Genomic DNA, 22,442 nt, shown 5'->3' with positions numbered 1-22,442 from the left:
TTCAAGTATGAAGTTAAAATATTTAGCTATTTTTAGTATTGTGGCAATTGTAACTGTAGGCTGTACCAAGGAAGTAAGCTCGACTCCCATAAATAATCAGCCTGAGTCTGTGGCTAATGTCACTGCTTCAGTGGTAAAGTCTGAAAGCTTTAAGACTTTGGAACATAGAACTCAGGGAAAAGTGAGTATTGTTACTGAGAATGGCAACCGCTACTTAGAATTAGATAATAATTTCAAAACGGATAATGGCCCCGACTTACTTGTAATTTTGTATCGTGGTGATAAACCACCAAAATATAATCTTAAAAAGCAAGATTATATAAGTATTGCTTCTTTACAAAAAACTAGAGGTTCTCAACGTTACGCTCTACCTAAAAATGTGAAATTATCAGACTTTGGTTCTGTTGGTATTTGGTGTCGTAAATTTAATGTTAGCTTTGGTTATGCTGGTGTGCCTAAGTAGGAGTGGTGATGGAAATTATGCTGTTTTCACTCCTGATAATTCTTATTTAGTCAGAGTTTTAAATTTAGCAATTAAAATTTAAAAATATAATTTTTCTGATATCAACTTCAACAGTATTAAAGTGAAACAAATCAGCAAGGTTTGGCAAAAAATTGATATCTTTTCCTTACGGTTACGTCTGATTGTTGGTATTGCTCTAGTTTCAGCTTTGGGATTAGGAGGACTTGCTAGTTGGACAACTTGGAAGATGCAGCAAATTTTAATTAATAGTCATAAATATAATATTGTCCAAATTGCTGATCGTTTGCCGCAGGATGTGCAACTTTATAGTGAAATGTATCCTGTGGAAATTAGTTTGCAAAAAGCAATAAATAATTTAACGACCACTGATACATTTTTATGGATTAAAGGTGCTGATAATAAAATTATAGGTAAATCTAGTAATTGGAATCTGCTTCCAGAGATAACATCTGCTGAGTTGATGTCTTTAACTGAGATGTCGGTTAAACCCGAATTAAGAAAAGTTAGTCAACGCTATTTTATTTTATGTGGTGGTGCGTTACCACTCAAGGGTAAGGCTTTGGGTAATTTATTTTTAGTACAAGATGTAACTCGTGAACAAACAATGTTTATGGGAATGGTGAGAAGTTTAGCTATTGTGAGTATTGTTGTAATTATAGTTATTTCGATGGCGATCGCATTTTACATTCAGCGCTCTCTACAACCATTGCGTCAGTTAAATCAAATGACTGCTGTTATATCTTTAGCAGATTTAGGACAAGCTCAGTTATATCTTGAACACGCACCTAGTGAAGTTAAAGAATTAACACAAACTTTCAATATGATGTTAGCTCGTCTTGCCCAATCTTGGGAACAAGAGAGACAATTTGTTAGTAATGTTTCCCATGAATTACGCACGCCATTAACAATTGTTAATGGCTATTTACAAAGTGTTTTACGACGACAACATAATTTAACACCAGCACAACAGGAAGCTTTAGAAACTGCTGCAACAGAAACTGAACACACTATCCGTCTTTTGCAAGATTTACTCGATTTAGCCAGGGCTGATAGTGGTTATTTGCATTTGCGGCGGGAATTGTGTTTACTCAATGATTTGATAGCAGAAGTTGTGAGTATGGCAGAAAAGTATAGCGATCGCATAATTAAAATTGAGTCTATCAATCAGCTAATTGAGGCGAAAATAGACTATAATCGTCTAAAACAAGTATTACTAAATTTAATTGACAATGCGGTGAAGTATTCGCCAGCAGAAACACCTATAATTATTAAATTAAATCGGCAAGATGAAGAGGCAGTTATTCAAGTTTGTGACCAAGGTTATGGGATTCCTTTACAACACCAATCACGAATTTTTGAACGTTTTTACCGTGTAGATGAAGCTCGTACTTCTTCGACTGGGGGCTGTGGTTTAGGGTTGTCGATTGTGAAAACTCTTGTAGAGAGTATGGGTGGGAATGTGAGTGTACGATCGCGCCTGGGTGAAGGAAGTATATTTACAATCTCTGTTCCAGTCTCATCATCGCGGTAAAAATATGATCTGAGAGGATATTTTTGATGATTTGCTTTAAACTTCTTAATGATTAAGTGAGTGATTATTACTATATTTCTTTAATTTGATTTACAGTTTGATATAAAAATGGTGAAGATGTTGAAGTTGATTGCTAATAGCTGATTAAACATGAAACTGATACAAGAACTGTAAGTAATTACGGATTTACTATTGTTACTTATTCAACTTTATACTAAGCTAAATTATATCTATGAGATGTCTAGCTATTGAGTATTTAACATATTTTCAATAGTTATCATTCTGTGTATAATTACAATCCCTGCTGAAATCCTGAATATGATTATGACGCACATCTTACTGGTTGAAGATGAAGTCAAATTAGCTCGATTTATAGAGTTAGAATTGAGTTATGAAGGCTATCAAGTTAGTGTAGCCTATGATGGACTAACCGCACTAACAGCAGCAAGAGAGTTAAATCTAGATTTAATAATCTTAGACTGGATGCTACCTGGTGTATCGGGGTTAGAAATTTGTCGTCGTTTACGGAGTACGGGTGATAAAGTACCGATAATTTTATTAACCGCTAAAGATGAAGTGAGCGATCGCGTTGCTGGTTTAGATGCTGGTGCTGATGATTACGTAGTCAAACCATTCAGTGTCGAAGAATTACTAGCCAGAGTCCGCGCCCACCTGAGACGAAACCGGGAAACGGATACCGCAGATATCTTAGCATTTGATGACCTGAGTTTAAATCGTCGCACGCGGGAAGTTTATCGAGGAAAGCGATTAGTCGAGTTAACTGCGAAGGAATTTGACTTGCTGGACTATCTTCTCGCCCATCCGCGCCAGGTAATTACGCGCGATCGCATTTTAGAAGAAGTCTGGGGTTATGACTTCATGGGTGATTCCAACATCATTGAAGTTTATATTCGCTACTTGCGCTTGAAACTGGAAGCCAACAATGAAAAGCGTCTCGTTCAAACTGTACGTGGTGTCGGCTATGTATTACGCGAATAAATTAATGAATTCTCAGCAAAAACTCATTAAATTCAAGCTCTAATATATTAATATCCACAATTGATATATAAACAGTTAATTCCATACAGCAACAATGACTTATTTAGAAACCGCAGCACAATTTTACAGCGAAGTTGCTCAAACACCAGAAGTAGGACTGTGTTGCGTCCAAAGCACACCCTTGCAATTACCAGGATTGAAAATTCCTTTACCAATGCAGGAAATGAATTATGGTTGTGGGACAACAGTTCACCCCACCGAACTCGTAAATCAACCCACAGTCCTTTATGTTGGTGTTGGTGGTGGTTTAGAAGCATTACAATTTGCTTACTTTTCTCGTCGTCCTGGTGCTGTCATTGCTGTTGAACCAGTAGCAGCCATGCGCGAAGCCGCCATACGTAACTTAGAAATAGCTGCTCAACAAAATCCTTGGTTTGACACCAGTTTTATCGAAATTCGCCCCGGAGATGCCTTTAATTTACCCGTTGATGATGCTGCTGTGAACGTATTAGCACAGAATTGTCTTTTCAACATTTTTGAACCAGCAGATTTAACCCGTGCTTTAAAAGAAGCTTATCGGGTATTAAAACCCAGTGGAAGATTGCAAATGAGTGACCCCATTGCTACCCGTCCCATTCCCACCCATTTACAACAAGATGAACGATTACGAGCCATTTGTTTATCAGGCGCACTCACATATCAAGAGTATACACAACTAATTATAAATGCTGGTTTTGGGCAAATAGAAATTCGCGCCCGTCGCCCTTATAGATTATTAGATAAACAAACTTATCAACTAGAAGAAAATCTCTTGTTAGAAAGTCTTGATTCCGTCTCCTTTAAAGTTGATATTCCTGAAGATGGTGCTTGTATATTCACCGGCAAAACCGCAATTTATGCAGGAAAAGAAGCGTTTTTTGATGATCAATCAGGTCATCTGTTACAACGTGGAATTCCTGCCGCAGTCTGTGACAAAACTGCCGCTAAACTCGGAGCTTTAAAGCCAGCCGAAATCATGGTAACAGATTCCACATGGCACTATGATGGCGGTGGTTGCTGTTAGATTTTAGGTAAGAATTCAGGAGTCAGGAGAAAGAAGGAAGAAGAATATTTTTCTCTTTTGTTCCCTACTATATCAAACATTCCGTATCCTGAATCCTTACATATTTTCTACCAAATCCTACTGTATTGGGTATTAACTTTGCCTACTGCGGCGATGATTAGTGGTATCACTTATAAATTAAATTAGTGCAATAATAAGCAAGAAAAATTTTGTCATATTTCGGAATTAATAAGCAATGCAAAATACATCAAACACACAATTCAAATATAAGTTAACTTCACCTTTAACAAAAAAAGAAATAAATGTTTTACAGATTAATTTAGGTAAACGCTGTAACCTTAGCTGTAATCATTGTCATGTTGAAGCAAGTCCAAAAAGAACAGAAGAACTAAACCTAGAAATCACTCTAGAGTTAATTGAATTCATTTTTAAATTTCCTGAAATTAAAATTGTAGATTTAACTGGTGGCGCTCCAGAAATAAATTATGGTTTTAAGCCACTAGTAGAAGCCGCAATTTTAGCAGAAAAACAAGTAATTGTTCGGTCAAATTTGACAATTTATTTCGTTGATGGATTTAGAGATTTACCAGAATTCTTCGCTAAATACCAAGTGAGAATTGTTGCTTCCCTACCTTGTTACCTTGCAGATAATGTAGATAAAATGCGGGGTAATGGTGTGTTTGATGACTCTATTCGCGCCTTGCAATGGTTAAATAAACTTGGGTATGGCAAAATCCCAAATTTAATTTTAGATTTAGTCTATAATCCCCCCTTACCAACCAGTGAAAAATTTCCAGTCCCTCCTGAACAAACAAACCTAGAAATAGCTTATAAAAATTTCTTGCAAGAACATTTTGGTATTGTGTTTAACAACCTCTTTACCATCACTAATTTACCTGTAGGTAGAACAAAATTATACTTAGAAAGAAAACAACTTTATTCAGGCTATTTGCAGTTTTTAGAATCGAATTTTAATCCCGATACAGTTGAAAATTTAATGTGTCGTGATCAAATTTCAGTTGATTATTTAGGTAATGTATATGATTGCGACTTCAACCAAATGATGAACTTACCTGCAAAAACTTTCAATGGTAAAACCCTAACAATTAGCAAATTGTTAGAATCTGGTAGTTTAGATATGATTAGGGAAATACAAACTGCTGATTATTGCTATGGTTGTACTGCTGGTTGTGGTTCTAGTTGTGGTGGTGCTTTAGTCTAAAAATACCAGCTAGGAGATTGGGAATTTACTTATTAAGTAATGTATATATGTCATGAAACAAAAATTTTGTAACGAAAGTTGTGGGACTTGAATTATCAATAGTAAGATGGCTTACAATAATATTGAGTTAAGTCTCCTCACACCACAAAAAAGACCGTGGCTTGATTGAAATCACCACGGTTTTTATTTTTTAATCGCAGATCAAAATTGGATATAGGACTCCTATTTGATTTTGGTTGACGTAGCTGCATTCTATAGCAGTTTCCAATTATATAAGGTACATCATAGCCCCCTCATTGCTTGCTACGGTGTACACACATCCTGACTCAGAGAGAGTTTTCAGCCCTAAAAACCGAATTTAACTGTAAATCCAGTCCCCCTCCTCGCTTGCGGGGAGGGGCTAGGGGTGGGGTGTTTATGACACAAAAGAGAATCTCCCGACTTGTGTGTACACCGTAGCTCATTGCTTGCGGGGTTGGGGGTGGGGTTCTTGTACTTCATAACACCGGGAAGTGCTGTATCTGCGTAGCGTCTCCTGATTCCTGAATTCTTACAGTTATTCAAGTCACAGTCAGTGCTGAAGCAGACAGAGAAATTAACAATCTTCATTCTAAAAAATTTCTGTTACCAAAACTGTTACCAGATCCTCATTACTAGACGAGTAATCTATGATGATATTAGTTAAACTCCTCACACCATATCGAAAACCGTAAACCAGATGGTTTCACGGTTTTTTTCTAAAGATGACTTATTTACCTAAAAATTGCTATGGTTAAAATCATTTTTTACTAGCTCAACGCCTTAAATTTACGTATTTATACGTGAATATTCCCTTAAATTAAACTTTGTTTTATCCATTCTCCTCATCTGGCTAAATTTCAATTCTTTTAACCTTTGCATCAACTTACTGTCAGCTTATTGTAGTGATATTCAGACATCAAGCTTCTACTTGAATATTTTTCAAGCAGAATTAGCATTGCTATCGTCTTCATGATCATGCCTGTATCGCATCTATTAGGTATAATTTATTTTCAATAAATATGAGATTACCCTGAAAATAGTCTTAGAATCTCGTGTTATATTCTATGAACTATTACACGAATTTATTATCTACGTATACTTAGATTTAAGAAAAATAATGACTACTATTTCAAAATACAAAGTTACCGAGAAAATTGCAGATAGCTTAGAGACTGTTGTTTATAGAGCAATCCGTCTTCATGATCAAAAGTCAATTATTCTTAAAGTTCTTAAATCAGAATACTCTACCCTTGAAAATATTACAGAGTTTAAACATGAATATGAAATTACTAAATCCCTAGATTTACCGGGAGTTATTAAAGTTTATCAATTAGAAGATTATCAAAATTGCCTAGCTTTAGTTTTGGAAGACATTGGCGGGCAAGGACTTAAACAATTTTTGAATCATAACAAAATAAATGTAATTGATTTTTTAAAGCTAGGCATTCAAATAGTTGAAATTATTACAGTTTTACATGAAAACCATATTATTCACAAGGATATTAAACCACATAATATAATTATTAATCCTAAGACAATGCAGCTAAAAATTACAGATTTTAGTATTGCATCACGGTTATCAAAAGAACCCGCAACTAATAGCAATCCCAATATGTTCAAGGGAACATTCGCCTATGTATCTCCAGAGCAAACGGGTCGAATGAACAGATTAATTGACTATCGTACAGACTTTTACTCTTTAGGCGTAACTTTTTATGAAATGCTAACTGGTCAGTTGCCATTTAATGCTACTGATCCTCTAGAAATTATTCACTCTCATATTGCTAAACAGCCAATAGCTCCTACTCAGATTAATCCACAAATTCCAGATGCAGTATCTAGCATCGTCATGAAATTATTATCTAAAACTGCTGAAGAAAGATATCAAAGTGGCTTAGGACTAAAGTCAGATTTAGAAATTTGTTTAGATCAGCTATCAAATAACAAAAAAATCAAAAACTTCACTCCTGGAAAATTGGATGAATTTTCTCAATTTATCATCCCTCAAAAACTCTATGGACGCGAGATAGAAATAGCATCTCTGATGTCAGCTTTTGAGCGAATAAAATCTGGGAAAAGTGAAATAATATTAGTTTCTGGTTATGCAGGAATTGGCAAATCTTGTTTAGTAAATGAAATTAATAAACCTATTGTCCAGCAACGGGGATATTTTATTTCTGGAAAATTTGATCAATTTAAGCGCAATATTCCTTATGCATCTTTAATTGAATCATTTCAAGAATTGATCCAACAACTATTAACAGAAAGTTATGAAAAACTAGCCATCTGGAAACAGAAATTTTTAGATGTATTTGGAGATACTGGTCAAATTCTTATTGATGTGATACCTGACATTGAAAAAATTGTTGGACAACAACCCAGTGTGGCAACAATGGGAACAACCGAATCCCAAAATCGGTTTAATCGAGTATTCCAAAACTTCATTCGCTTATTTACTCAAGAAGAACACCCCCTTGTTCTTTTTTTCGATGATTTACAGTGGGCTGATTCAGCATCACTAAAATTAATTCAGATGCTGATGGTTGAGCCTAATAGTCAATTTTTATTGATTATTGGAGCATATAGAGATAATGAGGTTAGCCTTACTCATCCATTGATTCAGACCTTGAATGAAATTGAAAGATCAGGAATAAACATAAATAATATTACACTCAAGCATCTGAATATTCACAATGTTAGTGAATTAATAGTTGACACCATCCATACCACACCAGAAGAATCAAATTCTCTAGTTGAGTTGGTTTTTAATAAAACTCAAGGTAATCCTTTTTTCCTGACTCAGTTACTACAAACAATGTACCAGGAAAAATTATTAAATTTTAACTTTAATAGAGGAATATGGCAGTGGGAAATCAGCCAAATTCAGGCTATTGGTATTACAGATTACAATGCTGTAGAGTTAATCGCTAGAAATATTAAAAAGCTACCATCACAGACACAGCATATATTAAAAATAGCTGCTTGTATTGGGAATCGCTTTAACCTAGATATTCTGGCAATTGTTAACGAAAAATCTCAATCGGAAACAGCATTGCAATTATGGGCAGCACTTCAAGCTGGTTTAATTTTGCCACTGAGTGACAACTACAAAATCCCGTTATTTTTTGATGAAAATACTTCTGTTTTATCAACAGATAACAAATTAAAAATTTCCTATAATTTTTTACATGATCGAGTGCAGCAAGCAGCTTATTTACTAATTCCAGAATCACATAAAAAGCAAACTCATTTCAAATTTGGACAGCTATTATTAACACATTCATCAACAGAAGAAATTAAAGAAAATATTTTCGATATTGTCAACCAATTAAATTTTGGTACGGATCTGATCTCAGATCAGAATCAAAAATATAAGTTGGCTGAATTGAATTTGATGGCTGCTCAAAAAGCAAAAGCAGCATCAGCATATCAAGATGCTCTCAGATATTCAAATATAGGACTAGGATTGCTCACAATATTAAGTTGGGAAAGTAACTACAATCTCACCCTGTCACTTCATCTAGAAGCTTTAGAAACAGAATACTTAAACACTAACTTTCAACAAGCAGCTATCCTAGCGGAAACTATTCTGCAACAAGCTACTAATTTACTAGATCAAGTCAAGGCTTATCAACTACAAATTCAGTTTTATATGGCTCAAAATCAGATGTTTAAAGCCATCAATACTGGATTAGAAGTGATTGAAAAATTGGGAGTTGCCTTGTTAGATGCACCTAACAAACAAACTACAGTACTTAATTTACCTCAGATTGAGGATTTAGAAAAATTTCCTATCCTGACAGATCTATATAAACTTGCTGCTTTACAAACTCTTGTAACTATTGCTGGTCCTGCTTTTATTAGCAACCCAAAACTTTTTTCTCAGATAATCTTTACTGTTGTCAATCTCTGTATTGAATATGGTCATTCAGATATGGCTGCTCACGGATATGCTTATTACGGGATGCTGCTGTGTGGAGAGTTAGAAAATATTGATGCTGGATATCACTCTGGTCAAATAGGTTGGTATTTATTAGAGCAATTCCGAGCTAGTGAAATAAAAAGTAAAGTATACGCGCCATTTTATGGTTTTATCCTCCATTGGAAAAAACATATCAGAGAAACTCTTGAACCATTAAAAGAAGGTATTCAAAGTGCATTAGAAATTGGAGATTTAGAATATGTTGGCTACTGCTCGGTTCATTATTGTGGACATATATTTTTTGGTGGAGAGAGACTCGAATCAGTAGCTGAACAGCAACTATCGTATATTGATTTGTTGCAAAAATTTAAACTTGATTTTCCGATCAACTACATTAAAATCTGGCATCAGTTGACATTAAATCTACAAGGGTTAGCGCAGGAAAAATGTTGCTTGATTGGTGATAGCTTTGATGAAGTAACAATGCTGCCATATTTGCAAGCTACTAAAAATGTGACTTCTTTGGTTCCGGCTTATGTTGCCAAAATGATTCTCCTTTACTTATTTAAAGATTATGCTCAAGCAGTAGAAAATGCTCAATTAGCTTCAGAATATATTAATGGTGTGATGGGGATGATGACTGTTGGTATCCATAATTTTTATCATTCTCTATCCCTAATTGGCTTATATCCTCATGCTGAAGCTAGTTTGCAAACAGAATATATGAATGTTATTAATTACAATCAGCAAAAAATGCAGTTATGGGCTGCTTATGCTCCTGTTAATTATCAGCATAAATATGATCTCGTAGAGGCAGAAAAGGCGCGGTTACTGGGGCAAACTTTTGTGGCTATGGATTTTTACGAACGAGCTATTCAAGGAGCAAATGAACAAGGATATATTCAAGAAGAAGCACTAGCTAATGAATTAGCAGCAGACTTTTACTTTTCTCGTGGTAGAGATAAACAGGCTATTGTTTATCTGAAAGAATCCTATCAGACATACCTGCGTTGGGGGGCTAGAGCAAAAATTAGTGATTTAGAAGCAAAATATCCTAATTATTTCTTATTCAGATTAAATCAAGATGTAACAAATTTAAGTACTAATCTGCCAACTACCTCGAATAAACTAGATACTTTAGCATCACTTGATTTGACTACAATTTTCAAAGCATCGCAAGCTATTTCCAGTGAAATTATGCTTGATAGTCTGCTCGAAAAACTCATGAAAATAGTGATGGAAAATGCTGGTGCAGAAACTAGTTGTCTCATTTTAGAAAAAAATGGACAAATGGTGGTAGAAGTTGCTGTTAGAATGTATAAAAATGAGATAATTTTAGAGACACCAACGCTTTTAGAACATAGTTTATATCTACCAGTATCTGTACTCAACTATGTCGTCAGAACCAAGAAAAATGTAGTTCTGAATGATGCTACAAATGAAGGAATATTCACTAGAGATCCTTATATTATCAAAAATAGAACCAAGTCTCTTTTGTGTATTCCGATAATTTACCAAAGTAAAATTATTGGTGTTTTGTATCTGCAAAATAATTTAATAACTAATGCTTTTACTACCGAACGTTTAGAAGTTTTGAAAATTCTTTCCTCTCAAGCAGCTATTTCTATCGAAAATGCCAAGTTGTATGCTAATTTATCTAAATTAACAGATAATTTGCAAAAAGCTAACAATGAATTAGAGAATTATAGCAAAACTTTGAAGTTAAAAGTCGAAGAAAGAACACAGGAATTAAATAAAAATAATGTGTGTCTGCAAGAGCAAGCGCAGGAATTAGAACTTACTTTAAATGAATTACAAGCTACACAGTTACAGATGGTTCAGAAAGAAAAAATGTCTAGTCTGGGTCAGCTAGTTGCTGGTATAGCTCATGAAATTAATAACCCAATTAATTTTATACATGGTAATATTATTCATGTTACTGAATATATTAATAACCTGCTACATTTAATTAATATTTACGAACAGAAATCACCTGAGATGACACCTCAGATACTTGCAAAGCAAGAAAATATAGACTTAGAATTTTTACTGGAAGATCTACCTAAATTGTTATTATCAATGGAGGTTGGATCTGAGCGTATCCGTCAGATAGTTCTGGGCTTACGGAATTTTTCTCGTTTAGATGAAGCAGAAATGAAACCAGTTGATATTCACGAAGGTATTGATAGCACCTTAATGATATTGCAACATCGACTCAAAGCTAAATCAGAATATCCTAAAATTCAAATTATCAAAAATTATGGCAATTTACCACTACTAGATTGTTACCCTGGTCAACTTAATCAAGTATTTATGCATTTACTGACTAATGCTATTGATTCTATAGAAGAGAATAAATATCACAGTTCATTAAAAAAAGATAAGTCCAATTCAGGTCAGATCATAATTACGACGGAGATATGCGAGAAAAATCTAATTATCCACATTGCTGATAACGGTTTCGGTATGAGTGAAGAGCTATTATCTGAAATCTTCAATCCTTTCTTTACTACTAAACCTGTTGGTAAAGGTACTGGTTTAGGATTATCTATTAGCTATAAAATTATTGTGGAGAAACATGGAGGTGAAATAAAATGCCTTTCAACACCAGGACAAGGATCTGAATTTGTTATTAAGCTTCCAATATCTAAAAGAAACTCTAAATAAGTTAGGAATAAAGCTGTATCAGAGATAGCGGTTATCGGTTGAGTGAGGTACAAGAACCCCACCCCAACCCCTGACAGGTATAGGTTTTTTACGAAAGCCTTTGAAATGGGGTTTTTTCGTTGATTGAAAACTCATCTTTCCTCTCTGATTTCCCACTCAAGAACGAAATTTGGTGTTTTCACACAGTTTAAAATTGTGTTTGAGAGTGTCAACTCACACCTAAATTAAAAACCTACACCTGTCAGACCCCAACCCGCAAGCGAGGAGGGGCTATGACATACCTCATGTGATTAGGAAACGCTATATACAAATTGGTTAGTATCAACATATTTTTGGCATTTGAAGTTACCTACTCATATGCTAATCTAAGTAGAAAGGCGCAAAAAGACAGAAGTATTTAATAAGAAAGTTGCTCAAAAGCCTCTTCCTTTCTGTCTCCTGCCTTTTCATAACGACAATTTTTAACGCTGACTTACTTAGCTGCTTAATTCCTGTAAGTAAAGTAAACAATTTTAAATGGAGTCATAGTCATGGTTAATAATTTTCTAGATGCAGATGTTTCTGATATCTCAGTTTCGGAAGTGTTTATGGCTATAATCTCAGGAACAGCACTAGATGAGCCTTATGAATCTGCAAAAATTGGAAAAATTTCACGCTTAACTACCACACAAAGAGATTTATATCTGGATCATATACTTCATCCAGATAGCACGGTTTTTAGTTTAGGGTTATCGGTAAATTTACCACAAAATTTAGATAGATTTATCTGGGAAAAAGCAGTTAAAATAGTATGCCAGAAAGATGATAATATTAAAACTAGATTTGTTTGTTATAAGGGTGAACCTTTTCAGTTTGTAGATAAAAATACTCAGATTGATTTTGAATTCATAGAGTTAAATGAAAATGATTTGATTACTTTAGAGGAACTTGTCCAAAAAAAGATTAAAATAAAAATAGAATTACAGGCAGGAAATTTATTTAAAAATCTTTTAATCAAAAATTATCAAGGTGAATATACTGCTATTTTAGGTGCGCCTCACATTCTTTTTGATGCTTATTCTGGTAAAATTTTCTTTGAAAGAGTGGGAAAACTTTATCTAGAGTTAAAAGCTGGTAAGACTACTCTAGAGTTTGATGCTAATTGTTTTCATGATTTTGTTGAAGGTAATCGTAGTCAATTTGATACTCCAGAAATTCAAGATTATTGGACGAAAGCTTTAAATAAAGTTATTCCTGTTACACCTCATGTAGTAGTCAAAAAACAAAATCAAGCTAAATCAAACAAAATCCACATTGCTGGGGATGAACTAGCGGAGATCAAAAAATATTGTCAGTTAAATAAATTCAGTGTCCCGGCATTTTTTAGGGCTGTTTATGGTATTTATTTAAGCAAATATTTACAAGCTCCAGCAGATTTCGTGTTTTATGATATTATTGGCAAAAGAGATGAGCAATTACTTGATGTTTTAGGTTGTATTTACCAAGTAGTTCCTGTTGTTGTACCTCAAGACATTATTGATAAAGAGTCAAATATATTTAATTATTTATCATATATAAGTAGTTATCGCCGAAATCTAGAAAATAAACAGAATATTTCGGTGCTTTTACAACGAAAATCTTTAAAAAATGAACAGTTGAAATTTTTCTATAACTTCTATAATTTCAGTCTTCTTAATATTAATCTGGCTGATAAAAATACAAAACTAACTGTTCATAATTCTTTTGCTGAAAATGAAATTCATCTTGTTGTTAACGATTTTGATGATACTTTAGATATTGAGATTTTTTATAACGAAAAGTATTTTGAATATATAAATTTTTTAGAAAGATTACTATTTATAGCTAATCAAATTATTAAAGGATGTGAGTATTTTTCGCAGCTAAATATATTAATAGAGTCTGAGCAAAAAGAAATAAAACTTTGGAATGATACCAATAAAAAATATGATGAAAATAAGTGTATTCATCAACTATTTGCAGAACAGTTAGAATTAGTTCCAGATGCAGTAGCAGTAGTTTTTAAAGAAGCAAAGAAACAGGAACAATCTTCACTTACTTACCGAGAGTTAAATCAGCGAGCTAATCAGTTAGCACATTATCTGCAAGAGTTAGGTGTGAAACCAGACGTGCTGGTGGGGATTTGTGTAGAGAGAACATTGGATATGACGATCGCAGTTTTGGCAATTCTCAAAGCTGGTGGGGCTTATGTACCAATGGACCCAGCCTATCCCCAGGAACGTTTAGCCTACATGATCGAGGATACTCATGTCTCCATCTTACTCACTCAACAACATCTCCTCCAGCGACTTCCTGAACATACATCGCAGACAATTTGCCTAGACACTGACTGGGACAAAATAGACGCATACAGTCAGGAAAATCCCGCCAGCGCAGTCACAGCCGAAAATTTGGCTTATGTCATCTACACTTCTGGTTCTACAGGTAAACCCAAAGGCATTTGTTTAGCTCACCGTCCCTTAGTTAATCTCCTGCAATGGCATCTTAACTCACTGTTAACGGGGGTAAACACCTTACAATTTGCCTCCTTAAGCTTTGATGTCAGTTTTCACGAGATGTTTGCAACTTGGTTTTCCGGGGGAACTTTATTCTTAGTTTCTGAAAATTTGCGTTTGGATACTACAGCCTTAGCTGACTTTATTCACACACAAAAGATTGCCAAAGCTACCCTCCCTGTTGTGGTGCTACAGCAAATTGCAGAAATAGCGATATCGCAATGGCAATTATTTACCAGCTTACAAGAAGTTACTACAACTGGTGAGCAACTGCAAATTACTCCAGCGATCGCAAAATTATTCAAATCTCTGCCACAATGTTCATTTCACAATCACTATGGCCCATCGGAAACCCATGTAGTCACGGCGTTGACATTAGGGCAAGACCCTGATTTTTGGCCGACTTATCCATCCATTGGTCGTCCTATTGCTAATACTCAAATTTATCTACTCGATTCTGAATTACAGCCTGTTCCTATCGGTGTGCCAGGAGAACTATATATTGGTGGGGATAGTTTAGCTAGAGGTTATCTGAATCGTCCTGATCTAACTGCGGAAAGGTTTATTACTAAGAAGGCAGAAGGCAGGAGGCAGGAGGCAGGAGGTAAAGAACTGGAAGTTAGTGTAGGAATAGATAATCTTCGTATTTATAAAACTGGTGACTTGGCTTGTTATTTACCAGATGGAAATATTGAATATCTGGGTAGGATAGACCAACAGGTAAAAATTCGTGGTTTCCGGGTGGAATTGGGAGAAATTGAATCCACACTGTTACAGCATTGTGATGTACGCGAAACCGCAGTTATCGCGCGGGAAGATGTCCCTGGAAATAGATATTTAGTTGCTTATGTTGTTTCTAATTTGGGTGTAGAATCACAAAGCCAAATCAGTGCAAATTTGCGGAATTATCTGAAACAGAAACTCCCAGATTATATGATTCCCTCCTATTTCGTGGGATTAGATGCACTGCCACTAACACCAAATGGGAAAATAGATCGTCGGGGATTACCAGCACCTGATTTGAGTAAGAGGAATCTGGAAGCGGATTTTATCTTACCTCGTACAGCAGTTGAGGAAGCGATCGCAAAAATTTGGACAGAAGTTCTGAAATTAGAGCAGATTAGTGTCCATGATAACTTCTTTGAAATTGGCGGACATTCACTATTAGCGACTCAGGTAATTTCTCGTGTTCGGGATAGCTACAAGTTAGATTTACCATTACGAAGGTTATTCGATGCCCCTACTGTGGCAAGTTTAGCTGAAAGTCTTGAGACAGAACTGGGGACAAATCGAGAATCTTTAGATCAAGCCATCACACCAAGATTAAATAATCAAGACTTATCTCTTTCCTTTGCCCAGCAGCGGTTATGGTTTCTCGAACAGATGCTGCCAGATCATCCTTTTTATAACTTTCCCCAAACTTTTCGGTTGTTTGGACAATTAAATTTGACAGCTTTAGAACAAAGCATCAACGAAATTATTCGCCGACATGAAGTTTTACGCACTACTTTTACTTCTGTCAATGGACAGCCTAGACAAATTATTGCTGATTCTCTGACGATTCCTCTACATCTAGTCAATTTGGAATCTCTATCTTCAGCAGAGAAAGAGAAAGAAATCCAACGGTTAAGAATTGCAGAATTCCAACAGCCTTTTAATCTCAACTACGGACCCTTATTACGAACCACCTTGTTACAGTTGGATGAAAAAGAGTCTGAACTGCTATTGAGCATCCATCATATTGTGTTTGATGGTTGGTCTGTCGGTGTGTTGTTCCAAGAACTGACAGATATCTATCAAGCTTTTAGCAACAGTCAACCTTCTCCCCTATCCGAACTCACTATACAGTATGCAGACTTTGCAATTTGGCAACGACAATGGTTGCAAGGAACAGTTTTATCAAAGCAAGTAGAATACTGGAAAAAACAGTTAGCAGATTTGCCCATTTTACAGTTACCAACTGACAGAACTCGACCCGCAATGCAAACTTATCGGGGTTCTCGTCAACCTTTTGCATTGCCAAAATCGCTGAGTCAGGAACTATCTCAATTCAGTCAGCAGTCAGGAGTCACATTATTTATGACTCTGTTGGCAGCCTTCCAAACCCTGCTTTCCCGCTATACAAACAGTGAAGATATTGTAGTTGGTTCACTGATTGCTAACCGTCACCGTCAAGAAATTGAGAGCTTAATTGGCTTTTTTGTCAACACCTTAGTATTACGTGCCAATCTTGCTGATGCTCCTAGTTTCCGTCAGTTGTTACAGCAAGTAAGAGAAGTAACCTTGGAAGCTTATGCCCATCAAGACTTACCCTTCGAGAAGTTGGTGGAAGAACTAGAACCAGAGCGCGATTTGAGCCGTCATCCTTTATTTCAAATCTGCTTTGCTCTGCAAAATGTACCCATGCAAGCTCTGGAATTGGAAGGACTGACTATTAACCACAGTTTGGTACACAATGGCACTTCTAAATTCGATCTCTTTTTAGAACTATTTGAAACGCCAGAGGGTATTAACGGCTGGTTTGAGTACAGTACCGACCTATTTGATGCGACTACTATTGCTCGTATAGGAGAAAATTATCAGACCTTACTTACAGGTATTGTTGCTAATCCCGACGCAAAAATTTCAGATTTGCCGCTATTAACAGATGGTGAACGTCAAAAGTTATTAGTGGAATGGAATCAAACCCAAACCGATTATCCTAAACACACTTGCATTCATCAACTATTTGCCGCACAAGCAGAGAAAACACCTGATGCTGTAGCGGTGATATTTGGAGAACAGCAACTAACGTATGGTGAGTTGAATGCTCAAGCTAATCAATTAGCCCATTATTTACAAAGTTTAGGTGTAGGTGCAGAAGTACTAGTAGGGATTTGTGTAGAGCGATCGCTAGAAATGATTATAGCTCTACTAGCAGTTCTCAAAGCAGGTGGGGCTTATGTACCTCTAGATCCAGCCTATCCCCAACAACGTTTATCCTTAGTTCTATCAGATTCTCAATTATCTGTACTACTAACTCAATCAAAATTATTAGCACAATTGCCAGAAAACCAAGCGCAGATTGTCTGTTTAGATCGAGATTGGGATCATATCGCCACACAAAGCACAGATAACCTAGAAGTTAGTGTTAATCCTGATAATTTAGCCTATGTCATCTACACCTCTGGTTCTACAGGAAAACCAAAAGGTGTACAAATTATGCACCGATCTGTAGTTAATTTCCTCCACTTCATGGGAAATCATCTACAACTGACAGAGGAAGATAGACTCCTTTCTGTAACTACTTTATCTTTTGATATTGCAGTTTTAGAAATTTTCTTACCCCTGACTCTCGGTGCGCGTTTAGTATTAGTTAGTCGAGAAGAAACCTTTGACGGGAAGGAATTAATAGCCAAATTAACTAATCACAATATCACCATCATGCAAGCCACTCCAGCTACTTGGCAATTACTTTTAGATGCAGGTTGGCAAGGTAGTAATAACCTGAAAATATTGTGTGGTGGGGAAGCTTTACCAAAACAATTAGCTAGTCAATTGCAACAGCGATGTTCTACTTTATGGAATGTCTATGGACCCACTGAGACTACTATCTGGTCAGCAACATACAAGGTAGAATCTGACAAAGCTATACTGATTGGTCGGCCAATGGCCAATACTCAATTCTATGTTCTTGATTCTCAATTGCAACCTGTTCCTGTAGGTGTACCAGGAGAACTCTATATTGGTGGTGCTGGTTTAGCACGAGGCTATATTAATCGTCCTGATTTAACGGAAGAGAGATTTATTCCTAGTCCATATTTAACATCTCAACGAATATATAAAACTGGGGACTTAGTTCGCTATCTACCAGATGGAAATATTGAATATCTCAGTCGCATTGACTATCAAGTAAAAATTCGCGGTTTTAGAATTGAATTAGGAGAAATTGAAACCGTACTTACACAACATCCAGCAGTAAAAACAGGGTTAGTTATAGATAGGGAAGATACACCAGGACAAAAACGTTTAGTAGCTTATGTTGTCCAGAATTCCCAAGATAATCACACTCCAGAATTATCCGCAGAATGGCAAACTGAACACCTTTCTCAATGGCAAACTCTCTACGACCAAACTTACAAACAAACCAAAGAAGAACAAGATCGAGTCTTTAATATTATTGGTTGGAATAGTAGCTATACTGGTTTACCAATTCCCACTGAAGAAATGCAAGAGTGGGTAGATTGTACCGTTACTAGTATTCTCTCTTTACAACCTACTCAAGTATTAGAAATTGGTTGTGGCACAGGGTTGTTGTTAAGCAGAATTATCGACCGCTGTAGTAAATATTGGGGTACAGATTTTGCACCGGAAGCACTGCGACAAATTCAACAGTTGCGAATGTCAGGACAAGATTGGCCACAACTGAATTTATTACAAAGAACGGCTGATAATTTTGAGGGTATTGAAGCTGATAGTTTTGATACGGTAATTATCAATTCGGTAATTCAATATTTCCCTAGTATTGACTATCTATTAGCTGTTTTAACAGGATGTGTTAATGCTATCAAACCCGGTGGATCAATTTTTATCGGTGATGTACGAAGTTTATCCTTACTGGAAGCTTATCATGCTTCCATAGCATTGTATCAAGCATCAAATTCTCTCTCTACAGTTCAGCTACAAGAACGAATTCGTCAACGTCTTAACCAAGAAGAAGAATTAGTAATTGATCCAGAATTTTTCCAAGCATTACAACAGCATTTCCCCAAAATTAGCAATGTGCAGATTCAAGTTAAACATGGTCAGTATCAGAATGAACTCACCAAGTTTCGCTATGATGTGATTTTAAATATTGGCACAAGTACAGATAATTTTGTAGATATTCATTGGTTGGACTGGCAAAAACAAGAGTTAACTCTGTCCTCGGTGCGTGATTTGCTGTCAGCAACTCATCCAGAAATTCTAGGAATTAAAAATGTACCCAATGCGAGGGTAATTGAGGAAGTTACGACTTTAGAATTGTTGAATCAGTCAGATAATTTTCCCACCGTCGCGGAGATTCGCTGGCATTTAGAGCAACTCCCCCAAACAGGTATTGATCCTGAAGAAATATGGAATTTAAGCCGTGATTTACCTTATGAGGTGGATATGATCTGGTCTGATCTGCCTGACTGTTATCAAGTTGTGTTTAAACATCGCAACATGAGAGCGATACCTTTCCTGCGGAACGCTACGCGAACGGTTAGCTTCGCGATCGCATACTCTCAGGCTCCCGTTACTATTAAACCTTGGCATTCCTACGCTAATCAACCTCTGCAAAGCAAGTTTAACCGTCAATTAGTATCCGAACTCCGGCATTTTCTCGAACAAAAGCTGCCAGAGTACATGATCCCTACTGCTTTTGTTTGCCTAGAAAAGTTACCACTCACACCTAATGGTAAGTTAGATAGACGGTTATTACCTACTCCTGATCAAGTTAGAAGCAATCAAGCGGCATCATTAATCACACCACGTAATTCTACTGAGGAACAAATGGTTGGTATCTGGGTTCAGGTACTGGGTATTGATAATGTCGGTATTCAAGATAATTTCTTTGAACTTGGTGGTAATTCTCTGTTAGCAGCACAGTTAATGATGTATGTCCGGGAAACTTTCCAAGTAGAACTTCCTGTGAGATGCATTTTTGAACAACAAACTGTAGAAGAATTAAGCCAAGTAATTGACCAATTACAACAAACAGACAGTCCGATTCTCCACACTACTGTTAATTTCCAAGCTGAGGCTCAACTTGATTCTAGTATCTATCCCCAAGGAGAACTTACTAAAGATATCAGCCAACCAAACAATGTTTTTTTAACTGGTGCAACAGGCTTTTTAGGGGCGTTTTTAATCCATGAATTGCTCCAACAAACCCAAGCTACAATATATTGCCATGTGCGAGCTAAGGATGAAAGTGAAGGTTCCCAAAGACTAAAAGAAACCTTAGAAAAATATCAAATTTGGGATGAAAATCAAAGCTCTAGAATTATCCCCGTTGTCGGAGAATTATCTCAACCCCGTTTAGGTATTTCTGTAGAGAAATTTGATGAATTAGCAAAGCGGATTGATGTAATTTATCATAGTGGAGCGCAAGTCAATTTTTCTAAACCTTACTCCTTTATTAAAGCCGCAAATGTTTTGGGTACTCAAGAAATTCTCAAATTAGCCTGTTTGCATCAACTCAAGCCTGTACACTACATTTCCACAGCAGCAGTTTTTAGTACAATTGCCTGTTTGACAGGAACAAAAACCCTGTATGAAGACGACGATATTGATAAGAGTGAACCTTATCTTTATCATGATATTGGCTATACACAAAGTAAATGGGTAGCTGAGAAACTGATCTGGATTGCTAAATCTAGAGGTATCCCGATAACAGTCATTAGATTGGGATTTTTAATGGGTCAAGAACAGACTGGAGTAACTAATACAAATGACTACATTTCCCGACTGATTAAAGGTTGCATTCAAGTTGGCAGTTTTCCAGAATTAGTCAATCAAAAACAAGAGTTGATTACTATTGATTACGCCAGCAAAGCTATTGTTCATTTATCCAGAAAACATAAATCTTTAGGTAAAGCATTTCATATAGTATCTTTACCATCACAGAATGTTGATTTAATTCAATTATTTGAGTTGGTATCTGCCTATGGATATAAACTCGAAAAATTACCATTTTCTGAATGGACACAAAGATTAATTAATCAAGCACGACACTCACAAGAAAATGCTTTGTTTCCGCTTTTACCTCTATTAACTGAAAAGGTATATGAAGGGTTAACTGCATGGGAAATATATCAAAACACACCTGATTTTGATTGTCGAAATACCATTGATGCCATTTCTGATAGTTCTATCACTTCTGTACCAATAGATGCTGAGTTAATCAACACATACCTTACATATTTTATACAAAATGGATTTCTTCACCCTTCTTTTATATCTTCAAGTAAGTAAGTTTACGAAGAATTTACTGAATGTAAATTTAAGTATTTATCACAATGACTTTAAAACTTTAGAAGAGTTAACCTTTAATGGCGCATTTATACAAAACTTGATTATGCATCTCACAACAGAGCAGTTTGCAAATTATCAGGATCAAGGCTTCGTTTTATTGCCAGAATGTTTTCCTCGTCAAGAAGTGGAAATTATGAAAGCAGAATTACCTGGTTTAGCTGTAAAAAGTTCACCCACCACAGTTTTTGAAGGAAATGGTAAAACTGTGCGATCACTGCATGGAACGCATACCACAAATAAAGTTTTTAATCACTTATCACGGCATCCATTTATTGTTGAACCTGCTATGCAAATAGTTGGCAGTAAAGTATATATATATCAATTCAAAATTAATATTAAAGCTCCTTTTGAGGGTGATATTTGGAAATGGCATCAAGATTACATTTTTTGGCATAAAGAAGATGGAATGCAAAAGCCACAAGTCACTAATGCCATGATGTTATTAGATGATATGAATGAATTTAACGGACCACTATTTGTAATTCCTGGTTCTCATAAAGAAGGGTTAATTGATATTACAGTTAAAAATCTGAAAGCAACACAAGAGAATGCTAATAATTCTAGTGATACTCCTGCATGGTTATCAAGTTTTAGTGCTAATCTGAAATATACTCTGAGCCAAGAATTAATTTCTGATTTAGTCGCGAAATATGAAATTTATTCTATAAAAGCTCCAGCAGGTTCTATACTATTTTTTAATAGTAACCTTGTTCATGCTTCAGCAAATAATATTTCACCTTTTGGGAGAAATACTGTAATTATTACTTATAACAGTATAGAAAACATTCCTTTACCAGTTATTAATTCTCGACCAGATTTTCTTGTTAGTAAAGATTATCAGCCAGTTGAGCCATTGACAGAAAAAAGCATGGCCAATGTATCTAAATTCGGACAACAGGGTATAGAATCTAATCAACCTATTTTTAGCAAATAATATCTGCTCATCTGATTTTTTAAATTAATTTAATCCTAACTACCTAAT

General features: G+C 35.7%; 8 protein-coding genes. All 8 read left to right on the top strand.

Features of this window, described 5'->3' with window-relative positions; translation table 11 throughout:
* The first annotated feature begins 7 nt into the window (after nt 1-7).
* The 8 genes from VB713_RS00715 (at nt 8) to VB713_RS00680 (ending at nt 22,394) form a co-directional block, all read left to right on the top strand.
* Nucleotides 8-463, top strand: coding sequence for a DM13 domain-containing protein (locus VB713_RS00715; protein WP_323309662.1), 456 nt, complete (start codon nt 8-10; stop codon nt 461-463).
* A 121-nt stretch (nt 464-584) separates the two neighbouring features.
* A complete protein-coding gene (locus VB713_RS00710; RefSeq protein ID WP_323309661.1) occupies nt 585-2,015 on the top strand; it encodes a HAMP domain-containing sensor histidine kinase in 1,431 nt (476 codons plus the stop codon).
* A gap of 324 nt (nt 2,016-2,339) precedes the next feature.
* Nucleotides 2,340-3,014, top strand: a complete 675-nt coding sequence (locus VB713_RS00705; RefSeq protein WP_042464489.1) for a response regulator transcription factor — start codon at nt 2,340-2,342, stop codon at nt 3,012-3,014.
* 94 nt (nt 3,015-3,108) lie between these two features.
* Entirely contained in the window at nt 3,109-4,077 is a 969-nt protein-coding gene (arsM, locus tag VB713_RS00700; RefSeq protein WP_323309660.1) for an arsenosugar biosynthesis arsenite methyltransferase ArsM, read from the top strand.
* A 235-nt stretch (nt 4,078-4,312) separates the two neighbouring features.
* A complete protein-coding gene (gene arsS, locus VB713_RS00695) occupies nt 4,313-5,299 on the top strand; it encodes an arsenosugar biosynthesis radical SAM (seleno)protein ArsS (protein ID WP_323309659.1) in 987 nt (328 codons plus the stop codon).
* Between the two features lie 1,138 nt (nt 5,300-6,437).
* Nucleotides 6,438-11,909: an AAA family ATPase gene (locus VB713_RS00690; RefSeq protein WP_323309658.1), complete on the top strand. Its 5,472-nt coding sequence runs from the start codon at nt 6,438-6,440 to the stop codon at nt 11,907-11,909.
* 530 nt (nt 11,910-12,439) lie between these two features.
* Entirely contained in the window at nt 12,440-21,400 is an 8,961-nt protein-coding gene (locus VB713_RS00685; RefSeq protein ID WP_323309657.1) for a non-ribosomal peptide synthetase, read from the top strand.
* Nucleotides 21,360-22,394 (top strand): phytanoyl-CoA dioxygenase family protein, encoded by a 1,035-nt coding sequence (locus VB713_RS00680; RefSeq protein WP_323309656.1) that lies wholly within the window; start codon nt 21,360-21,362, stop codon nt 22,392-22,394. Before VB713_RS00685 ends, VB713_RS00680 begins: the two co-directional genes overlap by 41 nt.
* Nucleotides 22,395-22,442: the final 48 nt, after the last annotated feature.

Source organism: Anabaena cylindrica UHCC 0172 (genome assembly GCF_034931625.1).
Taxonomy (GTDB): domain Bacteria; phylum Cyanobacteriota; class Cyanobacteriia; order Cyanobacteriales; family Nostocaceae; genus Anabaena; species Anabaena cylindrica_A.
This window is presented reverse-complemented; position numbering and strand designations above follow the sequence as displayed.